The sequence below is a fragment of the Micromonospora sonneratiae genome, from assembly GCF_042679305.1.
Taxonomy (GTDB): Bacteria; Actinomycetota; Actinomycetes; order Mycobacteriales; family Micromonosporaceae; genus Micromonospora_H; species Micromonospora_H sonneratiae.
Genome location: NZ_JBHTMP010000099.1, coordinates 1 through 18070, shown reverse-complemented (window position 1 = coordinate 18070; position 18070 = coordinate 1). Strand labels below are relative to the sequence as shown.

The window sequence follows — 18070 nt, the reverse complement described above, 5'->3', positions numbered from 1 at the left end:
GACGACATCCTCGCCAAAGTCCAACTCGTTCAAACCAACATCAAGAAACTCGTGGCAAACAACTCAAAGTAAACCGATCAGGATCACGAAACACTAGATCACGAACGAATCATCCGCGACGTCGCGGCTCGTATGCCGAGGGCGACAACCGTCCTGGCAGCCTGCCGGGCAACGGTGTCCGCCCTCGGACGGCGTACGCCCGCCCGGGTCTCCGTACTGTTGCCGGTGCACGACCGCCTCCGATCCGTCGCCGCCACCGGAGCTGGGCAGATCTCGTCCAGCGTCACGCCGGGGGTCGGCACCGCAGGTCGGGTCTACGCCTCGGGCAAGACCGAGACCGCGTCCCCGGTCCCGGCCGATGGCGACCACCTTCCGCTGCCCCCCGGCGTCACCGCACAGATCTGCAGCCCGATCGTGGACGCCTCGGGCTGCCCGGTCGGCGTGCTGGACCTGGCCTGGACCGATCCGGTCGACCTGGCCCAGTGGCGGGCCACGGTCGAGCAGATCGCCGGCCGGCTCGGCGTACGCATCGGGCAGCTCGGCGGACCGGCGCTGGAGAGCCGCAGCGAGCGGACCCTGCGGCACGCCACCGCGTTGACGTCGGCGGTGACCGAACGGGAGCTGTCGACCGCCGCCACCGAGGCGGCTCGCGACATCACCGGGTTCAGCGCGGCGATCCTCGTACTGACCCGCTCACGGGGCCTGTGGGTCGGTCCGGCGACCATTCCGCTGAGTGGGCTGGAGGCCCGGATCCGGGCCGGGCTCGCCGACGGTGGCCAGCCCGCGCTGGAACGGCTCAACGGGTGGGCGCACCGCTATGGTCCGGCGTACTCCGTCACCGACCCGGGCGCTCCGCCGATAACCGACCACGAGCCGCTGATCGCGGCCGGGGTCGGCACGTTGGTCAGCGTGCCGATCGGCCCTGCGGACACCGGTGGCGTGTTGCTGGTGGCCAAGGAGCAGCGGATCGCCCCGGATTCGAGCACGGTCAACCTGGTCGAGCTGATCGCCACGCAGACCTGGACCTGCCTGGACCGCCTCGGCAGCCTGGCGAAGCTGCACGAACTCGCCAGTTCCGATCCGCTGACCGGCCTACGACACCACGGGCCGTTCGGGGAACGCATCGCTGCCGCCACCCCCGGCCGTACGGCACTGCTGGCCATCGACGTGGACGACTTCAAGATCGTCAACGACACGTACGGCCACCAGGTCGGTGACCAGGTGCTGGTGGATCTCGCCCGGGCGCTGGAGGCAGCCCTGCGCCAGGGGGACGAGCTGTACCGGATCGGTGGTGACGAGTTCGTCGCCGTCATCGAGGTGGCCCGGCCGGAGGAGGCCGTCGGTATCGCCGAGCGGCTGGCCGACGCGGCCCGACGGATCGACCGGACGATCAGTGTCGGGGTCGCCCTGCGCCACGACGGTGAGCCGCCCGAGCTGACGTTGCGCCGGGCCGACGAGGCGCTCTACGGCGTCAAGCGGGACGGCCGGGACGGCGTCCGGCTGGCCCCGGTCTGACCGGCCGTCAGCCCTCAGCCGTCAGCCCGGTCTCCCGCCGGGAGCCACCCGCACGGATCAGGGCCCTCCACGCCGATGCGGGCGCCACCCTGGCGATGACGGGGTCGTCCCCCGCCGATCAGCGGGCTGAGATCTCGGCGGCCAGCAACTCGGCGATCTGGGCGGTGTTCAGCGCCGCGCCCTTGCGTAGGTTGTCCCCGGTGACGAAGAGGTCGAGCGCCCTCGGGTCGTCCACCGAGCGCCGGATCCGACCGACCCAGGACGGGTCGGTGCCGACCGCGTCGATCGGCATCGGGAACTCCCCCGCCGCCGGATCGTCCACCAGGATCACCCCGGGCGCGTTCCGCAGCGCCTCCCGTGCCCCCTCGGCGTCCACCTCGGCACCGAAGACGGCGTGTACGGCCACCGAGTGACCGGTGACCACGGGAACCCGTACGCACGTGGCGGAGACCTTGAGGTCGGGCAGACCGAGGATCTTGCGCGACTCGTTGCGTAGCTTCAGCTCCTCCGAGGACCATCCGCCGTCGGCCAGCGAGCCGGCCCAGGGCACCACGTTGAGCGCCATCGGGGCGGGGAACGGCCCGAGGTCGTCACCGACGGCCTGGCGTACGTTGCCCGGCCGGGAGCCCAGTACCCGATCACCCGCGATCTTGGTGAGCTGGTCGTGCAGGGTGTCGACACCGACCTGCCCGGCACCCGAGACGGCCTGGTACGAGGCGAGAACCAGTTCCCGGAGGCCGTACTCGCGGTGCAGTGGGGCAACCGCCACGATCATCGCGAGGGTGGTGCAGTTGGCGTTGGCGATGATGCCCTTGGGCCGGTTGCGGACCTGCTCCGGATTGATCTCGGGCACCACCAGCGGCACGTCCCGGTCCAGCCGGAACGCGCCGGAGTTGTCGACCGCCACGGCACCCCGGGCCACCGCGACCGGTGCCCACTGCGCCGAGACCTCGTCGGGGACGTCGAACATCGCAACGTCGACGCCGTCGAACGCTTCGGGGGTCAGCGCCTGGACGGTCAGCTCCTCGCCCCGGCAACGAACCTGCCGCCCCACGGAGCGGGCGGAGGCCAGCAGCCGGATCTCACCCCAGACGTTCTTGCGGGCGGAGAGCAGATCGCACATGACGGTGCCGACGGCACCGGTCGCCCCGACAACGGCGAGGGTGGGCTTGGCCATGGGGAGCTACCTCCCGGTCCCGCCATAGACCACGGCTTCGTCCTCACCACCGAGGTCGAACGCGTCGTGCACGGCCCGGACGGCGGCGTCGAGGTCGGTGTCGCGGCACACGACCGAGACCCGGATCTCGGAAGTGGAGATCATCTCGATGTTGACCCCGGCCTCGCCGAGCGCGGCGAAGAAGTTGGCCGCCACGCCCGGGTGGGAGCGCATCCCGGCGCCGATCAGCGACACCTTGCCGACGTGGTCGTCGAAGAGCAGGCCGACGAACCCGATGTCGTTCTGGATCTTGCTCAGGGCCGCCATGGCGGTCGGCCCGTCAGCCTTCGGCAACGTGAAGGAGATGTCAGTACGACCAGCGCTCTGCGACGCCGGCACCCCGGTCGACACGTTCTGGACGATCATGTCGAGGTTGATCTCGGCGCCGGCGACCGTTTCGAAGATCCGGGCAGCGGCCCCCGGCTCGTCCGGAACGCCGACGATAGTGATCTTCGCCTCGCTCCGGTCGTGGGCGACCCCGGTGATCAGTGCTTGCTCCACAGGAAGGTCCTCCATCGATCCGGTGACCATGGTGCCGGTGTTGGTCGAGTATGACGAGCGCACGTGAATCGGCAACCCGGCTCGCCGCGCGTACTCGACGCTGCGCAAGTGCAGCACCTTCGCGCCGCAGGCCGCCAACTCCAGCATCTCTTCGTACGTGATCTGCTTGATGTGACGTGCGTTGGAGACGATTCGGGGGTCTGCGGTGAAGACCCCGTCGACATCGGTGTAGATCTCGCAGACGTCGGCGTTCAGCGCCGCCGCCAGTGCCACGGCGGTGGTGTCGGAACCACCCCGGCCCAGTGTGGTGATGTCCTTGGTGTCCTGCGACACGCCCTGGAAGCCGGCGACGATCGCGACCGCCCCCTCGTCCAGTGCGCTCTGCAACCGCCCGGGGGTGACGTCGATGATCCGGGCCCGGCCGTGCACGGAGGTGGTCAGCACACCGGCCTGCGAGCCGGTGTAGGACCGCGCCTCGTAACCGAGGTTGTGGATCGCCATGGCCAGCAGCGCCATCGAGATCCGCTCCCCGGCGGTGAGCAGCATGTCCAGCTCCCGCCCGGCTGGCAACGGACTGACCTGGTGCGCCAGGTCGAGCAGTTCGTCGGTGGTGTCACCCATCGCGGAGACCACGACGACCACGTCGTCACCGGCCTTACGGGCCGAGACGATGCGCTCAGCCACCCGCTTGATCCGCTCCGCGTCGGCGACGGAGGAGCCGCCGTACTTCTGCACCACCAGTGCCACGAGCGGCCACTCCCTCCGAGGGTCCTGAGCGTGCCAACGCCGCCGGTTAGGGGCCGGCGGCGCCGTATGAGACCTCCTCAGGGTATCGGTAGGGTCACGAAGTCGGGGCGTGTGATCCCACCATCCGGCTGAGGCCTACGACACGCCGTACGGCCGGACCCGGGTACCTGTACGGCAAGACGTGATCACATCCGACAATGGCGGGGTGCGAGTGCGACCCGGTGCCGCCCTTCCCAGCCCTGCCAGCCGTGGGCTCGTCCCCGCCGGCCGCAGGCTCACCCGAGCCGGCCGTCGTGCCGGCCCCGGCTGGCGTGGGATTCCCCACTCCCGTCGGGCCGTGCCCCGGGGCGGACGGCTCCTGGGCCTGGCCGTACTCGTCGCGCCGATCCTGCTGGCTGGCTGCTCCTCCGACCCACCACCGGCTGATCCGCTGGTCACCACCGGCGCTTCCGCGGGTACGGCGGACGACGCCCGGGCGAAACTCGCCGCGCTGGCGGCGGCGGCCGAGGACCGGCACATGGTGGCCTCGTACACGCTTGCCGCCGCCGGTCGACCGAACCGTACGGTCATCGTCACCCACGCGACCGACCACACCTGGCGTGTCGACATTCCGGGTGGCGCGCTCGGCGGCACCGCCGACGTGTCGGTGGCCCAGACGGCGGACGGCATCTTCCAGTGCGCACTGCCCTCGGTGCAGCGGTCGGATCCGCCCACCTGTGTTCGGGTCGCCGACCCGAACGGCCGGCTGGCCGCTGCGATCGACCCCCGGGTGCAGCACCCGTTCACCGACTGGCGGCGGGTGCTGACCGACCGGCAGGCTCCGCTGGACATCTCCACGAGCCGACCGCTGCCCGGTGCCCAGGGCACCTGTTTCTCGGTCGAGTCGACCTCCGCCTCGCTCAACTCCCCGCTGGACGTCGGCATCTACTGCTACGACCCCCAGGGCACCCTGACCGGTGCCCGCCTGGCCTTCGGCACCCTCACCCTGGCCGGCACGCCGGGCGCACCGCCCCCGACGATCTCGCTGCCCGGGCCGGTGGTCACCGGTGAGCCGCTACGGATGGCCGCTCCACCCACCCCGGCCTCACCGACGACGAGCCCCGGCTCGAACCAGTAACCACCTGAACGGTCGTTCACTCCACGAGTGCATTCGCTCACATCGGGTAACGCCCTCTCGCTGCCGCACCGTCCGATGCGGCAGACTCGACCCTGCCGTCGGCCTGTTTCCGCTGCTCGGGACCGGCAACTCGGGACGGGTCGAAACCGACCCGGACCCGACCGACGGTCGGCACGTCCCACTTGCACGTCCCACTTGATGGACGGGATTTTCCAGATCTCGTCTCAATCTCATAAGGTCGCAAATGCTATGTGGCAGGCGCTCCTCCTTCCGTGCCGCGACGAGGCCCATCCGGCCGGCACCTCGTCGCGGAGTTGACGCGCGCCGTCCAGCACATCGGTCGACCTTCGCTCGGCCAGCCGGATCGACATCGTCGATCGCAGGACCCGGATCCCGGCATCCACGACCCGGATCCCGGCACCAACGCCGCTCAACGCTCAATCCCACGTGATCACGGGAGATCTCCACATGGCACATCCAGCCGGCCAATTCGAGGCTGCCGCCACCACCGAAGACGCTGCTGCCGCAGCCGGCACCGCCGCTGACCCCATCGCCCGGCAGCAGGCCAGCCGTATGCCGTACCAGCGCTACCAGCCGTACCACCGTCAGTTCCCGGTCGACCTGCCGGACCGCCAGTGGCCGGGCCGACGGGTCGAGTCCGCCCCCCGGTGGTGCGCGGTCGACCTGCGCGACGGCAACCAGGCCCTGATCGACCCGATGTCCCCCGAACGCAAGCGGCGGATGTTCCAGCTGCTGGTACGGATGGGCTACAAGGAGATCGAGGTCGGCTTCCCCTCGGCCAGCCAGACCGACTACGACTTCGTCCGGCAGCTCATCGAGCAGGACCTGATCCCCGACGACGTGACCATCCAGGTGCTGACCCAGTGCCGGGAGCACCTGATCGAGCGCACCTTCGAGTCGCTGCGGGGCGCGAAGCGGGCGATCGTGCACTTCTACAACTCCACCTCGACGCTCCAGCGTCGGGTGGTCTTCGGGCTGGACCGGGACGGCATCACCGACATCGCCACCCAGGGTGCCCGGCTGTGCCAGAAGTACGCCGAGATCCATGCCCCGGACACCGACATCTACTACGAGTACTCGCCGGAGTCGTACACCGGCACCGAGCTGGAGTACGCGCTCGAGGTCTGCTCGGCGGTGATCGACGTGATCGACCCGACCCCCGACCACCCGCTGATCATCAACCTGCCGGCGACCGTCGAGATGGCCATGCCCAACGTCTACGCCGACTCGATCGAGTGGATGAACCGGCGCCTGCCCCGGCGGGACAGCATCATCCTGTCGCTGCACCCGCACAACGACCGGGGCACCGGCGTCGCAGCGGCCGAACTGGGCCTGCTGGCCGGTGCCGACCGGATCGAGGGCTGCCTGTTCGGCAACGGTGAGCGCACCGGCAACGTCGACCTGGTGACGCTGGGGCTCAACCTGTTCTCACACGGGATCGACCCGCAGATCGACTTCTCCGGCATCGACGAGATCAAGCGGACGGTCGAGTACTGCAACCAGCTGCCGGTGCACGAGCGCCACCCGTACGCGGGCGACCTGGTCTTCACCGCGTTCTCCGGATCGCACCAGGACGCGATCAAGAAGGGCCTCGACGCGTTGGCCGCCGACGCGGCTGCCGCCGGGGTGCCGATCGACGAGCACCCGTGGGAGGTGCCGTACCTGCCGATCGACCCGAAGGACCTGGGCCGGACGTACGAGGCGGTCATCCGGGTCAACTCGCAGTCCGGCAAGGGCGGGGTCGCGTACATCATGAAGGCGGAACACCAGCTGGACCTGCCCCGGCGGCTCCAGATCGAGTTCTCCGGCGTGGTGCAGCACCTCACCGACGCCGACGGCGGCGAGGTCGAGCCCGCCCGGATGTGGGAGATCTTCGCCCAGGAGTACCTGGTCGACCACCAGCCCAACCCGACGCTGTCGCTGGTGGGCTACACCACGGCCACCGTCGACGGCAAGGTCGAGATCGACGCCCAACTCGACTTCACCGGCGAGCGCCAGTCGCTGTCCGCGGTCGGGAACGGCCCGATCGACGCGTACGTCAACACGCTGCACACCCTGGGCATCCAGGTACGCGTGCTCGACTACCACGAGCACGCCATGTCCTCCGGTGGTGACGCCCAGGCTGCGGCGTACGTGGAGTGTGAGGTGGATGGTCGTACGGTCTGGGGGGTCGGCCTGGACGCCAACATCGTGACCGCCTCCGTACGGGCGGTGACCAGCGCGGTCAACCGGGTACGCGGCTGACCGACCGTCGGTTGAGCGGGCCGGGGACGTCCAGTTCCCGGCCCGCTCACTGTTTCGCCACCGGCCCGCTCAATGCCTTTGCGCCGGTCGGTGGACCAGCAACGCGGCCAGGAGCGCACCTCCCAGCATCAGGCCGGCACACCACAACATCGCCGCCCGGAAGGCGACGGCGAACTCGCCCGGGATGTCGTACCCGGCCTCGGAGAGCCCGACCAGCAGCGGTAACGCCGCCACCGCCAGCAGGCCGCCGGCCCGTGACGCCGCGTTGTTGACCCCACTGGCCACCCCGGCGAACCGGTCCGCCACGGCCCCCAGCACCGACGCGGTCAACGGGGCCACCACCATGGTCATCCCCAGTCCGAACAGCGCCACACCGGGAAACACCGTGGTCCAGTAGTGCGCATGCGGCCCGATCCCGCGTAGCAGGACGAACCCGACGGCGGCAACCACCGGTCCGACCGTCAACGGCAGTCGCGGGCCGATCCGGGTGGCCAGCGCCCCGGCCCGGGGCGAACCGACCAGCAGCAGGATCGTCATCGGCAGGGTGGCCAGCCCGGTCTTCAGCGCCGAGTACCCGGCCACGGTCTGTAGGTGTACGGCGAGGAAGAAGGTCAGACCGCCCAGGGCCGCGTAGACCACGACGGTGTAGCAGTTGAGCACGGTGAAGAGCCGGCTGGCGAAGAGTTCGGGGGGCAGCATCGCGGCCCCGCCCCGATGTCGTTCGACCAGTACGAAGGCGACCGCCGCAGCCACCCCCACCACCGCCGCGAGCACCACCCGCCAGGATCCGCCGCCGAACTGCCTGGCTTCGATCAGGGCGTACGTGACCCCGCCCAGCCCTGACGCACCGAGGAGCGCGCCGGCCAGGTCGAACCGGGACCGGTCCCGCCCGCGGCGACTGCCGTCGCCGCCCCCGGGGTGGGTGTCCACTGCGGGATCACGGCTCTCCGGGGTCCAACGCAGCGCGGCCAGCGTGACGAGTACCGCCAGTGGCACGTTCATCAGGAAGATCCACCGCCAGGACAGGGCGTCGATCAGCCACCCACCGACGAACGGGCCGAGGGCGGTCGACACTCCGATCAGCCCGGACCAGGCTCCGATCGCCCGGCCCCGGTCGTCGGGGTGGAAACTCGCCTGGATCAGGGACAGTGATCCGGGCGTCAGCAGTGCACCACCGATGCCCTGGAGGAACCGGGCGGCGATCAGCCATTCGATGCTCTGCGCCAGCCCGCACAGCAGCGAAGCACCGGTGAACCACAGCACGCCCAGCAGGAAGATCCGCCGCCGGCCGAACCGGTCCCCCAAGCCGCCGCCGAGCAGCACGAAGGCAGCCAAGGTCAACAGGAAACCGTTCACCGTCCATTGCAGACCGGCGGTGTCGCTGTGCAACGCGGCGCCCAGGTGGGGCAGGGCCACGTTGACCACCGTGCTGTCCAGGAAGACCATGCCGGATGCGAGAATTGCGGCCAGCAGGGTCCCCCGGCCCGCCGCACTGGCCAGTCGGAGCGAGGCAACGGGCTGGCTCATGGTGCCAATCTGCCCGGTGGGACGTGGCTAATACCACGAAACGCCAAAAACAGCTCCGATGTACTGTGCCTCCGGGCGGAAACCGCGCAAGCTGTGGGGGTGCCGTTCTTCCGTACCACATCAAGTTCCTGGCGGACCGCCGTAGCTACGCTGGCGACGGTGCTCACCCTCGGCGGCGCCGGCTGCGCCGTTCCCGAAGACCCGCAGTCTGCTCCGTCCGCCCCGGCCGGAAGTGGGGACGCGTCAGCTCAGCTCAGCCAGTTGAAGGTGGCCAGCGAGGGTTCGATGAGCGGGTACAACCGGAAGCGGTTCCCGCACTGGCGTAAGACCGGCAAGAACTGCGACGTACGCGACAGTGTGCTCCAGCGGGACGGCACCGACATCAAGCTCTCCGGCTGCAACGTGGTCGGCGGGCGCTGGATCAGCATCTACGACAACGGCAACTTCTCCGATCCGTCCGATGTGGATATAGATCACACGGTCCCGTTGGCCAACGCCTGGCGTTCCGGTGCGGACGAATGGGACGACACGAAGCGGGGCGACTTCGCCAACGACCTGACCCGGCCGCAACTGTTGGCGGTTTCCGCCACCTCGAACCGGTCCAAGGGTGACCAGAACCCGGCCCAGTGGAAGCCAGCAAATCGTGAACACTGGTGCAAATATGCCCAGGACTGGATCACTGTCAAGCACCATTGGAAACTTTCAGTGACCGATGCCGAAAAGGCCGCACTTTCCGACATGCTGAGTACATGCCGATGACCCAGGCACCAAACGCCGGCGGGGGCCACGACGCCCCGGCCACCCGTACCACCGACATCACCGCCGGACCGGGCGGTGTGATGACCGACGAGGTTGGCGTGATCACCGGCGACCTGACCCTGCGCACCGAATTCCAGGCGGGTCAGGTCACCCTGCACATCCAGTACAAGGACGCCGACGAGTGGTACGTCGTAACCGGGGGCCGGGCCGCCCTGCCCGACGCGACCGGTCTCGACGCCGTACACGACATCGCGGTCGGCCTGCTCCACCGCCCCCTGGGCTGAGCTGCAAGGAGAAGGGCCCCTTCCTGGCGTTTCCCGCCTTAGAAGGGGCCCTTCCCAACGCCCAGCACCGACCGGGCTACGGCGTCGCGATCAACTCGCCACCGTCACCGGAGCCTCCGCTGTCGGTCGGTCGCACCAGTTCCGGCTCCACCTCGTGCGCCCGCAACTTGCCGGCGGCGATCTCCTCGGCGAAGTGGCAGGCCACCCGGTGTCCGGCGGCGGTCTCCCGCAGCGCCGGCCGTTCGTCGGCGCACCGGGTCGGCTGGGCCCACGGGCAGCGGGTGTGGAACCGGCACCCGGACGGCGGGTTGACCGGCGAGGGCAGGTCACCGGCCAGCAGGATACGTTCCCGACGGTCCTCCACCAACGGGTCCGGCACCGGCACCGCAGACATCAGCGCCTTGGTGTACGGGTGCATCGGTGCCCGGTAGAGGTCGTCGCTGGACGCCTCCTCGACCAGGCCACCGAGGTACATCACCCCGACCGTGTCCGCGATGTGCCGGACCACCGCCAGGTCATGCGCGATGATCAGGTACGTCAGTCCACGCTCGGTCTGCAGGTCCTCCATCAGGTTGAGGACCTGCGCCTGGATCGACACGTCCAGCGCGGAGACCGGCTCGTCGGCGACGATCAGGTCCGGCCCGAGCGCCAGGGCCCGGGCGATGCCGATCCGTTGCCGCTGCCCACCGGAGAACTCGTGCGGATACTTGCTCAGCGCCGAGGCCGGCAGGCCGACCGAGTCGAGGGTGTCCCGCAGCCGCTTCGTGGTCTCGGCCTTGTCCCCGGCCAGCCCGTGCGCCTTGAGTCCCTCGACCAGCAGGGACTGCACCGACTGGCGCGGATCGAGGCTGGAGAGCGGATCCTGGAAGATCATCTGCATCCGCCGCCGGGCGAGACGCATGTCCTCGCCCTTGAGCGTACGCAGATCGGTGCCGTCGAAGATGATCTGCCCGTCGGTCGGCTCGACCAGCCGGAGCAGACCCCGACCGAGGGTCGACTTGCCGCACCCCGACTCGCCGACCAACCCGTACGTCTGACCGGCCCGGATCGACAGGGACACCCCGTCGACGGCGTAGACGTAGCCGACCGTACGGTCGATGAGCAGGCCGCTCTTGATCGGGAAGTGCACCTTCAGGTCGCGCAACTCCACCAACGGCGCGTCGCTCGACCGCTCGCCCACGTTCGTGCCCTCACTGGCCTCGCTCATGCCGCCGCCTCGCTTCGCTCACCGACGCCATGAGACTCACAGCGCTGGATGATTCGCTCGCTTCGCTCGCTCATGCCGCCACCTCCTGCCGGACGGGGTTGTTGCAGCGGAAGTGGCTGCCCTTGGCGGTCGGTTCGAGTGACGGGGTGGCACCCACGCAGGCGTCCACCACCCGGTCGCAGCGGGGCGCGAACGCGCACCCCTCCGACCAGGGGATGTTGTCGGCGACCGAGCCTCGGATGGTGTGCAGCCGCTCGCCCCGGGGCGAGTCCAGCCGGGGCACCGAGTTCAGCAGACCATGCGTGTACGGGTGCCGTGGCTCGGCGAAGAGCCGGTGCCGGTCGGCCGTCTCCACCACCTTGCCGCCGTAGAGGACGTTGACGGTGTCGCAGAGCCCGGCGACCACGCCCAGGTCATGGGTGATCATGATCAGGGCGGTGCCGGTCTCGTCGACCAACTCCTTGAGCAGCGTCAGGATCTGCGCCTGGATGGTGACGTCGAGCGCCGTGGTGGGCTCGTCGGCGATCAGCAACCGGGGCTTGCAGGCCAACGCGATGGCGATCAGCGCACGCTGCCGCATCCCGCCGGAGATCTGGTGTGGATATTCGCTGAGCCGGCGGGACGGATCCGGGATACCGACCGCGTCCAGCAGGTCCCGGGACTCCTGCAACGCCTGCTTGCGGTCCCGTCCCTGGTGCCGTTCGAGGACCTCGGCCACCTGCACACCGATCGGGATGACCGGGTTCAGCGAGGACAGCGGGTCCTGGAAGATCATGCCGATCTCCCGGCCCCGCCGGTCGCGCATCGCATCCGGGCGCAACTTGAGCAGGTCGACCCCGTCCAGCAGCACCTCACCGCTGACCTTGTTGCCCCGCTTCGGCAGCAGTCCCATGATCGCCAGGCTGGTCACGCTCTTTCCGCAGCCCGACTCGCCGACCAGACCGACGGTCTGACCGGGCTCCACACTGAAGCTGACACCGTCCACCGCGGTGAAGGAGGATTCGCCGCGCCGGGTGAAGACGACGCTGAGATCCCGTACGTCGAGCAGGGTCATCTCGGTTCTCCCTCGTACCTGCCGCAGCCGTGCACAATTCTCACGATCACAGCACCATCACCGCCGGTTCTTCGGGTCGATGGCCTCACGCATGGCCTCACCCAGCAGCGTGAAGCCGAGTGCCACGATGATGATCGCCAGTGCCGGGAAATAGGCCAACTCCGGGCGTACCTCGAAGTAGCGCTGGCCGTCGACGCCGAGCATCAGGCCCCACTCGGCCCGGTTGTGGTCCGGGTCGCCCAGCCCCAGGAAGGAGAGTGAGGCAGCCTCCAGGATGGCCACCGAGAAGGTGAGCGTGGCCTGCACGATCACCGCGGTCAAGGAGTTGGGCAGCATGTGCCGCAGTACGATCGCCCGCTGCCGTACACCGAGCGCCCGGGCCGCCAGCACGTGGTCACTCTCGCGTTGTGCCAGCATCGAGCCACGGAGCAATCGGGCGAAGATCGGTACGTTGACCATCGCCACCGCCATGATGACCGTCCACTGGCTGGACTTGCTGGCCAGCGCGACCAGGGTGATGGCCAGCAGCAGGCCGGGCAGGGCCAGCATGACGTCGGTGACCCGCATCAGGATCATGTCGACCCAGCCGCCGACGGCACCGGCCAGCAGGCCGAGCAGTACGCCGATCGCGAGCCCGATCAGCGTCGCGACCACACCGACGAAGAGGGTCTGTCGGGCACCGTGGATCAGCCGCGAGGCAAAGTCGCGCCCCAACGGGTCCGAGCCGAGCGGGAACCCGTCCTGCGCCCCGGGGATGTTGTCGACCCGCAGGTCCCTGGTCAATTCGGGGAACCGCTCGACCGGATCATGCGGGGCGATCAGTGGAGCGAAGATCGCCACCAGGATGAACAACCCGACGATCGCAGCGCCCACGATGGCTACCGGGTTGCGCCGCAGTCGACGCACCGCATCCCGGAACAGGCTGACGCCGCCGGTGCTGGCGGTCGACTTGGCCAGCGCGTCGAGCCGGGCCTTCTTCTTCTCGCTCAGCACTGCGATACCACCGCCGGTTCGCTCACTACGTTCGCTCATGCCGCCGCCTCGCTTCGCTCACCGACGCCATGAGACACACAGAACCGGCGGGTTCGCTCACTACGTTCGCTCATCGGACACGCACCCGGGGATCGATGACCGCATAGGACAGGTCCACCAGCAGGTTGACCGTGACGAAGACCAACGCCGCCAGCAGGATCAGTGCCTGGAGTACGGGGTAGTCGCGGCTGCCGGTGATCGAATCGTTGATCAGGGTGCCGAGCCCGCCCCAGTTGAAGACCCGTTCGGTGAGCACCGCGCCGGCCAGCAGCGATCCGGTCTGGAGACCGATCGCGGTCACCACCGGCAGCAGTGCGTTGCGCAGCACGTGCCGGCCCCGGATCGTACGATGCCGCAGGCCCTTGGCCTCGGCGGTCCGTACGTAGTCCTCGTTGAGTACGTCGAGGACGCTGGCCCGGGTGATCCGCACGATGACCGCCAGCGGGATGGTGGCCAGGGTGATCGCGGGCAGCAGCAGGTGCCACAGCGCGTCGGCACTGGCGTCGAACTCACGGGTCAACAGCCCGTCGAGCACGAAGAAGCCGGTGACGTTCGTGTTGTCCATGCCGGTGGTCAGTCGGCCGGACGGCGGGAACCAGTGGATGTCCTGGGTGAAGATGTCCTTGAGCAGGTAGCCCAGGAAGAAGATGGGGATGGAGATGCCCAGCAGCGTGCCGGCGACCGTCAGGTTGTCGAGGATCCGGCCGCGATACCGGGCGGCCAGGTAGCCCAGCGGGATACCCAAGCCGACCGCGATGATCATGGCGGCGAGGGCCAGTTCGATCGTCGCCGGGAACGCCCGGGCGATCACCTCCGTCACCGGCTCACCGGTACGGATCGAGTTACCGAAGTCGCCGGTGACCAGTCTCTTCATGAACCGGCCGTACTGGACCCAGATCGGCTGGTCGTAGCCGAGCGCCTTGGTCAGCAGCGCCCGTCGTTCAGGGGTGGCCCGCTCACCGAGGAGCGCGTCGATCGGACCACCCGGCAGGTTCCGCAGCCAGATGAAGATCAGCGCGGAGAGCGCAATCAGGGTCACCGCCATCTGTAACAGACGGCGGACTATGACTCGCAACATTCTTCACACACCAGGATTCTTGAGTGCCCGCAGGGCGGCCCGGACCGGGAACACATTCCCGGTCCGGGCCGCACCTGTGCCTGACTGGCGGCTGGTTACTTCGCCGGTACGGTGACGGTGTCGAACACCTCGGCGGTCAGCGGGCTGGCAACCACGCCCTTGACATCCTTGGTGACCACGATCGCCGGCGGTGCGTGCCAGACCGGCACGGCCGGCAGCCACTTGGCGGCGATGTCCCGGTTGACCTGCTCCCAGGCGGCCTTCTTGGCAGCCTCGTCGACCGTGGCGTCCGCCTTGGTGATGGCGTCGAACATCTCGGTCATGGCCTGGTCACCGAACTCGTCCTTGGCCCGCCCGAAGAACGTGCCGACGAAGTTGCCCGGGTCGTTGTAGTCACCGGTCCAACCCAGGATGTGCAGGTCGTGCTTGCCGAACTGCTGGACGTCGTCCTTGAAACCACCGTTCCACGGGCGGGGAACACCGTTGACCTTGATGCCGACGGCCTGGAGGTCGTTGGCGAGGACGGTGAAGATCTCCTGCGGGTTCGGCATGTACGGCCGGGTCACGTCCGGCGGGTAGTAGAAGTTGAGCGTCAGGCCCTCGGCGCCGGCCTCCTTGAGTAGCTGCTTGGCCTTCTCCGGGTTGTGCTCGTACTTCTGCACGTCCGGCGCGTAGCCGAGCACGCCCTCTGGCAGGAACTGGCTGGCCACGCTGGAGCCGCCCGGTGCCTTGGTCTGCACGAGCTGCTCACGGTTGAGCGCGTAGGCGATCGCCTGACGCACCCGCAGGTCCTTCAGCTTCGGGTTCTTCTGGTTGATGCCCAGGTAGAGGATGTTGAACGAGGGCCGGTTGAGGACCTGGAAGCCCTCGTCGGCCAGCGCCTTACGGTCGGCCGGGGCCGGGAAGTCGATCCCGTGCACCGTGCCGGCCCGCAGCTCCTGCTTGCGGGTGCTCTCGTCCTTGATGACCTTGATGATCACCTTCTCGACCTTGGCCTGCTCACCCCAGTAACTGGTGTTACGAGCCAGGGTGATCTCGTTCTTGGCCTTGTCCCAGCCGCCGAAGGTGAACGGGCCGGTGCCGACCGGGTGCTCGTTGGCGTACGCGCTGTACTCGAACGAGTCGCCGTTCTGGACGACCTTGTCGGCGTCGTGCTTCTTCAGCGCGTCCGGGCTGGAGATCGAGAAGGCGGTGAGCGCGAACGCGCCCGGGAACGCACCCTTGTACTGGTTGAGGGTCAGTACGGCGGTGTTCTCGTCCTTGGCCTCGCACTTGTTGTAGACCGGCTGGCCCAGGCCCTCCACCTCGTTCTTGGCGAACCCGCCGAAGATGTCGGTGTAGTAGATCATCTGGCTCTGGGCGGCCGCGCCCTTCATGTTGTACCAGCGGTCGTAGTTGAAGCAGACCGCAGCGGCGTTGAACGCCGTGCCATCGTGGAACTTCACGCCCTTGCGGAGCTTGAAGGTCCAGATCTTGCCCGTCGGGTCGTGCTCCCAGCTCTCGGCCAGACCACCTTCCAGGTCTGCGGTGCCGGGCTTGTGGGTCACCAGCGTCTCGTACATCTGCCGGATCGGCCGGAACGACTCACCATCGTCGTTGAAGATCGGGTCAAAGTTCTTCGGATCGCCGGCACCGGCGAAGATGAAGGTGCCGCCCCCCGTCTTGGCTTCACCACCGTTGTCCCGGTCACTTTCCGCACAGCCGGCCGCACCGGCTGCCAGGACAGCAGTGGCCGCGACGGCTACCGCCGTTTTGAGCCTTCTCGCCTGCATCTCTCACCTCTGTATGCGCATGACCAACGCCGGGTTTATGGCACGGTCCGTGAGCGGCACGGTAGTGGGCGCAGGCACCCGAACGGAACGCCCGTTCGTGAATCTCTATCAAGCCGACACCAAGTCGAAGGTAGTGAAACGAGGCGGGTACCGCCCAAGTCACCACCTGTCATACCCGCAGATGCATCGAATCCCCTGGTCGGGGCACTGATCGACGCGGGTTGGGCAACTGTGGAGCGGGGTCGGCGAGCGGCATCGATGACATCCCACCATTTACTGGTTACTGGCGGGAAAGTACGGAGAGGCGCCGATCCATCAAGATCACGCGAAGTAATCGATCTAGATCGCGCGACGGCCCTCGAACGCGCGGCCGAGAGTGATCTCGTCGGCGTACTCCAGATCGCCACCAACCGGCAGACCACTGGCCAACCGGGTGACCGAGATACCCATCGGCTTGACCATCAGGGCAAGGTACGTCGCGGTCGCCTCACCCTCGGTGTTCGGATCGGTCGCGAGGATCAACTCGCGTACGTTGCCGGTCCCGAGCCGGGCCATCAGCTCGCGTACCCGAAGGTTGTCCGGGCCGATCCCCTCCAGCGGATTGATCGCCCCACCGAGCACGTGGTAGCGGCCCCGGAACTCACCGGTCCGCTCGATCGCGACGACGTCCTTGGACTCCTCGACCACGCACAGCACCTCGTCGGTCCGGCGTGGATCACGGCAGATCCGGCACTGCTCGGACTCGGCGACGTTGAAGCAGACGGTGCAGAACCGCACCAGCTCCTTCACCTTGCGCAGCGCGGTGGCCAGCCGGGCCACGTCGGCGGAATCGGCCGACAGGACGTGGAAGGCGATCCGCTGGGCGCTCTTCGGGCCGACCCCGGGGAGCCGGCCCAACTCGTCGATCAGATCCTGGATGACACCCTCGTACATCTGGCGGTGCTCAGAAACCGGGCAGGCCGAGGCCGCCCATGCCGCCGGTGACCGGACCCATCTTCTCCTCGGTCAGCTTGCGTACCGCGTCGTTCGCGCTGTGTACGGCCGCCACCACCAGGTCCTCGAGGGTCTCCACGTCGTCCGGGTCGACCACCTTCGGGTCGATCTTCACAGACTTGATCTCACCGACACCGGAGATGGTGACGGTGACCAGGCCGCCACCGGAGGTACCGGTCAGCTCAGCCTCAGCCAGCTCAGCCTGCGCGGCAGCAATCTGCTGCTGCATCTTCTGCGCCTGCTTCAACATCTGCTGCATATTGGGCTGTCCACCGGGGCGCACGGCTGGCTCCTTCTCACACTCGTCTGCTCGGTCAGTCTGTACGGCTCTGCTCGTCAGTCTGCTCGGCCGTCGCCAAGCCTAGTCGCCGTACCCGGCCACTTCGACTCGACCACTATCTCGCGTTGGGCTCGTCGATCCGCTCCACACCCTGGAACGCCTGCTGGAAGACCTGCACCGCCTGCTGCTCGCTGGTCTGCCGGGTGATCTGCTCGTCGACGATGTCGTCCAGCGGCTCGTCCCCCGGGTCGAACCCGTCGAAACCGGTGGAGGTGCTGGCGGGCGCGGCCGTGGTCGCGGTCGCGGTCGTCGTCGCGGTGGCGGACTCGGGCGGCCCGTCGTACTCCGGGTCGTAGGGCGGTTCACCCGCCCAGTCACTGTCCGCGACCTGGTGCCCCGCCGATTGGGTACGCTGCTGCGCCGCTAGCTGGTTACGCTGCCCGCGTCCGGCCGCCGCCGCCCGCGCCGCCGCGAGTCCCTTGCCAACGGCCGGACCACCGTTCGCCGCGCCGTTGGCGTTGCCGCCGGCAGCGGTGCCGTTGGCGGTCGAACCGTTCGCCGACGTGCCGTTGGCCGACGTTCCACCGCTGCCGCTGCCGGTGCTGCCATTGGTACGACTCGGTTCCGCTGCCACCGGAGCCGCCGGACTGCTGCCGCCGGGGCGAGCCGGTTCCGGCCACCCGTCACCGCCAGCAGCCGCCCCGGCGGGCGTACGGGCTGCCC

At 68.6% G+C, this 18070-nt stretch carries 15 protein-coding genes and 1 pseudogene; 5 read left to right on the top strand and 11 right to left on the bottom strand.

Annotation, left to right across the window (positions count from 1 at the left end; genetic code table 11):
• The first annotated feature begins 132 nt into the window (after positions 1–132).
• Positions 133–1515: a GGDEF domain-containing protein gene (locus ACFQ4H_RS32830; protein WP_377578804.1), complete on the top strand. Its 1383-nt coding sequence runs from the start codon at positions 133–135 to the stop codon at positions 1513–1515.
• A gap of 118 nt (positions 1516–1633) precedes the next feature.
• On the opposite strand, the gene ACFQ4H_RS32825 is transcribed toward ACFQ4H_RS32830, so the two are convergent.
• Positions 1634–2692 carry an aspartate-semialdehyde dehydrogenase gene (locus tag ACFQ4H_RS32825; RefSeq protein WP_377578802.1) on the bottom strand — a complete coding sequence of 353 codons (1059 nt, stop codon included), beginning with the start codon at positions 2690–2692 and terminating at the stop codon, positions 1634–1636.
• A gap of 6 nt (positions 2693–2698) precedes the next feature.
• Entirely contained in the window at positions 2699–3979 is a 1281-nt protein-coding gene (locus ACFQ4H_RS32820) for an aspartate kinase (RefSeq protein WP_377578800.1), read from the bottom strand.
• A 337-nt stretch (positions 3980–4316) separates the two neighbouring features.
• Here ACFQ4H_RS32820 and ACFQ4H_RS32815 point away from each other — a divergent pair, with 337 nt between their 5' ends.
• Together ACFQ4H_RS32815 and leuA are read left to right on the top strand one after the other, a co-directional pair.
• A complete protein-coding gene (locus ACFQ4H_RS32815; protein WP_377578798.1) occupies positions 4317–5096 on the top strand; it encodes a hypothetical protein in 780 nt (259 codons plus the stop codon).
• Between the two features lie 468 nt (positions 5097–5564).
• Complete coding sequence (gene leuA, locus ACFQ4H_RS32810; protein WP_377578796.1) at positions 5565–7361, top strand: 2-isopropylmalate synthase; 1797 nt, start codon at positions 5565–5567, stop codon at positions 7359–7361.
• Between the two features lie 69 nt (positions 7362–7430).
• Here leuA and ACFQ4H_RS32805 read toward each other — a convergent pair whose 3' ends face one another.
• Positions 7431–8888 carry an MFS transporter gene (locus tag ACFQ4H_RS32805; RefSeq protein WP_377578794.1) on the bottom strand — a complete coding sequence of 486 codons (1458 nt, stop codon included), beginning with the start codon at positions 8886–8888 and terminating at the stop codon, positions 7431–7433.
• A gap of 99 nt (positions 8889–8987) precedes the next feature.
• On the opposite strand from ACFQ4H_RS32805, the gene ACFQ4H_RS32800 reads away from it, so the two are divergent.
• Positions 8988–9647 (top strand): HNH endonuclease family protein, encoded by a 660-nt coding sequence (locus ACFQ4H_RS32800; RefSeq protein ID WP_377578792.1) that lies wholly within the window; start codon positions 8988–8990, stop codon positions 9645–9647.
• Positions 9539–9931 (top strand): hypothetical protein, encoded by a 393-nt coding sequence (locus tag ACFQ4H_RS32795; protein ID WP_377578808.1) that lies wholly within the window; start codon positions 9539–9541, stop codon positions 9929–9931. Before ACFQ4H_RS32800 ends, ACFQ4H_RS32795 begins: the two co-directional genes overlap by 109 nt.
• 76 nt (positions 9932–10007) lie before the next feature.
• Here ACFQ4H_RS32795 and ACFQ4H_RS32790 read toward each other — a convergent pair whose 3' ends face one another.
• The 8 genes and pseudogenes from ACFQ4H_RS32790 to ACFQ4H_RS32755 all read right to left on the bottom strand — a co-directional run.
• Entirely contained in the window at positions 10008–11138 is a 1131-nt protein-coding gene (locus ACFQ4H_RS32790) for an ABC transporter ATP-binding protein (RefSeq protein ID WP_377578790.1), read from the bottom strand.
• 70 nt (positions 11139–11208) lie between these two features.
• The gene (locus ACFQ4H_RS32785) at positions 11209–12192 is read right to left on the bottom strand and encodes an ABC transporter ATP-binding protein (protein WP_377578788.1); all 984 of its coding nucleotides are present in this window, start codon (positions 12190–12192) and stop codon (positions 11209–11211) included.
• 57 nt (positions 12193–12249) lie between these two features.
• The gene (locus ACFQ4H_RS32780; RefSeq protein WP_377578786.1) at positions 12250–13224 is read right to left on the bottom strand and encodes an ABC transporter permease; all 975 of its coding nucleotides are present in this window, start codon (positions 13222–13224) and stop codon (positions 12250–12252) included.
• Positions 13225–13294: 70 nt separating this feature from the next.
• The gene (locus ACFQ4H_RS32775) at positions 13295–14302 is read right to left on the bottom strand and encodes an ABC transporter permease (RefSeq protein ID WP_377578784.1); all 1008 of its coding nucleotides are present in this window, start codon (positions 14300–14302) and stop codon (positions 13295–13297) included.
• A 95-nt stretch (positions 14303–14397) separates the two neighbouring features.
• Positions 14398–16074: an ABC transporter substrate-binding protein gene (locus ACFQ4H_RS32770; RefSeq protein WP_377578782.1), complete on the bottom strand. Its 1677-nt coding sequence runs from the start codon at positions 16072–16074 to the stop codon at positions 14398–14400.
• Positions 16075–16413: 339 nt separating this feature from the next.
• Complete coding sequence (gene recR, locus ACFQ4H_RS32765; protein WP_377578780.1) at positions 16414–17007, bottom strand: recombination mediator RecR; 594 nt, start codon at positions 17005–17007, stop codon at positions 16414–16416.
• A 10-nt stretch (positions 17008–17017) separates the two neighbouring features.
• Positions 17018–17326 (bottom strand): YbaB/EbfC family nucleoid-associated protein, encoded by a 309-nt coding sequence (locus ACFQ4H_RS32760; RefSeq protein ID WP_377578806.1) that lies wholly within the window; start codon positions 17324–17326, stop codon positions 17018–17020.
• Between the two features lie 136 nt (positions 17327–17462).
• A pseudogene (locus tag ACFQ4H_RS32755) lies at positions 17463–18070 on the bottom strand (hypothetical protein); the annotation flags it as partial.

Bases quoted from the DNA above. Each gene is read 5' to 3' on its own strand.
- ACFQ4H_RS32775 (WP_377578784.1), bottom strand. From the start codon at position 14,302: ATGTTGCGAGTCATAGTCCGCCGTCTGTTACAGATGGCGGTGACCCTG.
- ACFQ4H_RS32780 (WP_377578786.1), bottom strand. From the start codon at position 13,224: ATGAGCGAACGTAGTGAGCGAACCGGCGGTGGTATCGCAGTGCTGAGC.
- ACFQ4H_RS32830 (WP_377578804.1), top strand. From the start codon at position 133: ATGCCGAGGGCGACAACCGTCCTGGCAGCCTGCCGGGCAACGGTGTCC.
- leuA (WP_377578796.1), top strand. From the start codon at position 5,565: ATGGCACATCCAGCCGGCCAATTCGAGGCTGCCGCCACCACCGAAGAC.
- ACFQ4H_RS32825 (WP_377578802.1), bottom strand. From the start codon at position 2,692: ATGGCCAAGCCCACCCTCGCCGTTGTCGGGGCGACCGGTGCCGTCGGC.
- recR (WP_377578780.1), bottom strand. From the start codon at position 17,007: ATGTACGAGGGTGTCATCCAGGATCTGATCGACGAGTTGGGCCGGCTC.
- ACFQ4H_RS32790 (WP_377578790.1), bottom strand. From the start codon at position 11,138: ATGAGCGAGGCCAGTGAGGGCACGAACGTGGGCGAGCGGTCGAGCGAC.
- ACFQ4H_RS32760 (WP_377578806.1), bottom strand. From the start codon at position 17,326: ATGCAGCAGATGTTGAAGCAGGCGCAGAAGATGCAGCAGCAGATTGCT.
- ACFQ4H_RS32785 (WP_377578788.1), bottom strand. From the start codon at position 12,192: ATGACCCTGCTCGACGTACGGGATCTCAGCGTCGTCTTCACCCGGCGC.
- ACFQ4H_RS32805 (WP_377578794.1), bottom strand. From the start codon at position 8,888: ATGAGCCAGCCCGTTGCCTCGCTCCGACTGGCCAGTGCGGCGGGCCGG.
- ACFQ4H_RS32770 (WP_377578782.1), bottom strand. From the start codon at position 16,074: ATGCAGGCGAGAAGGCTCAAAACGGCGGTAGCCGTCGCGGCCACTGCT.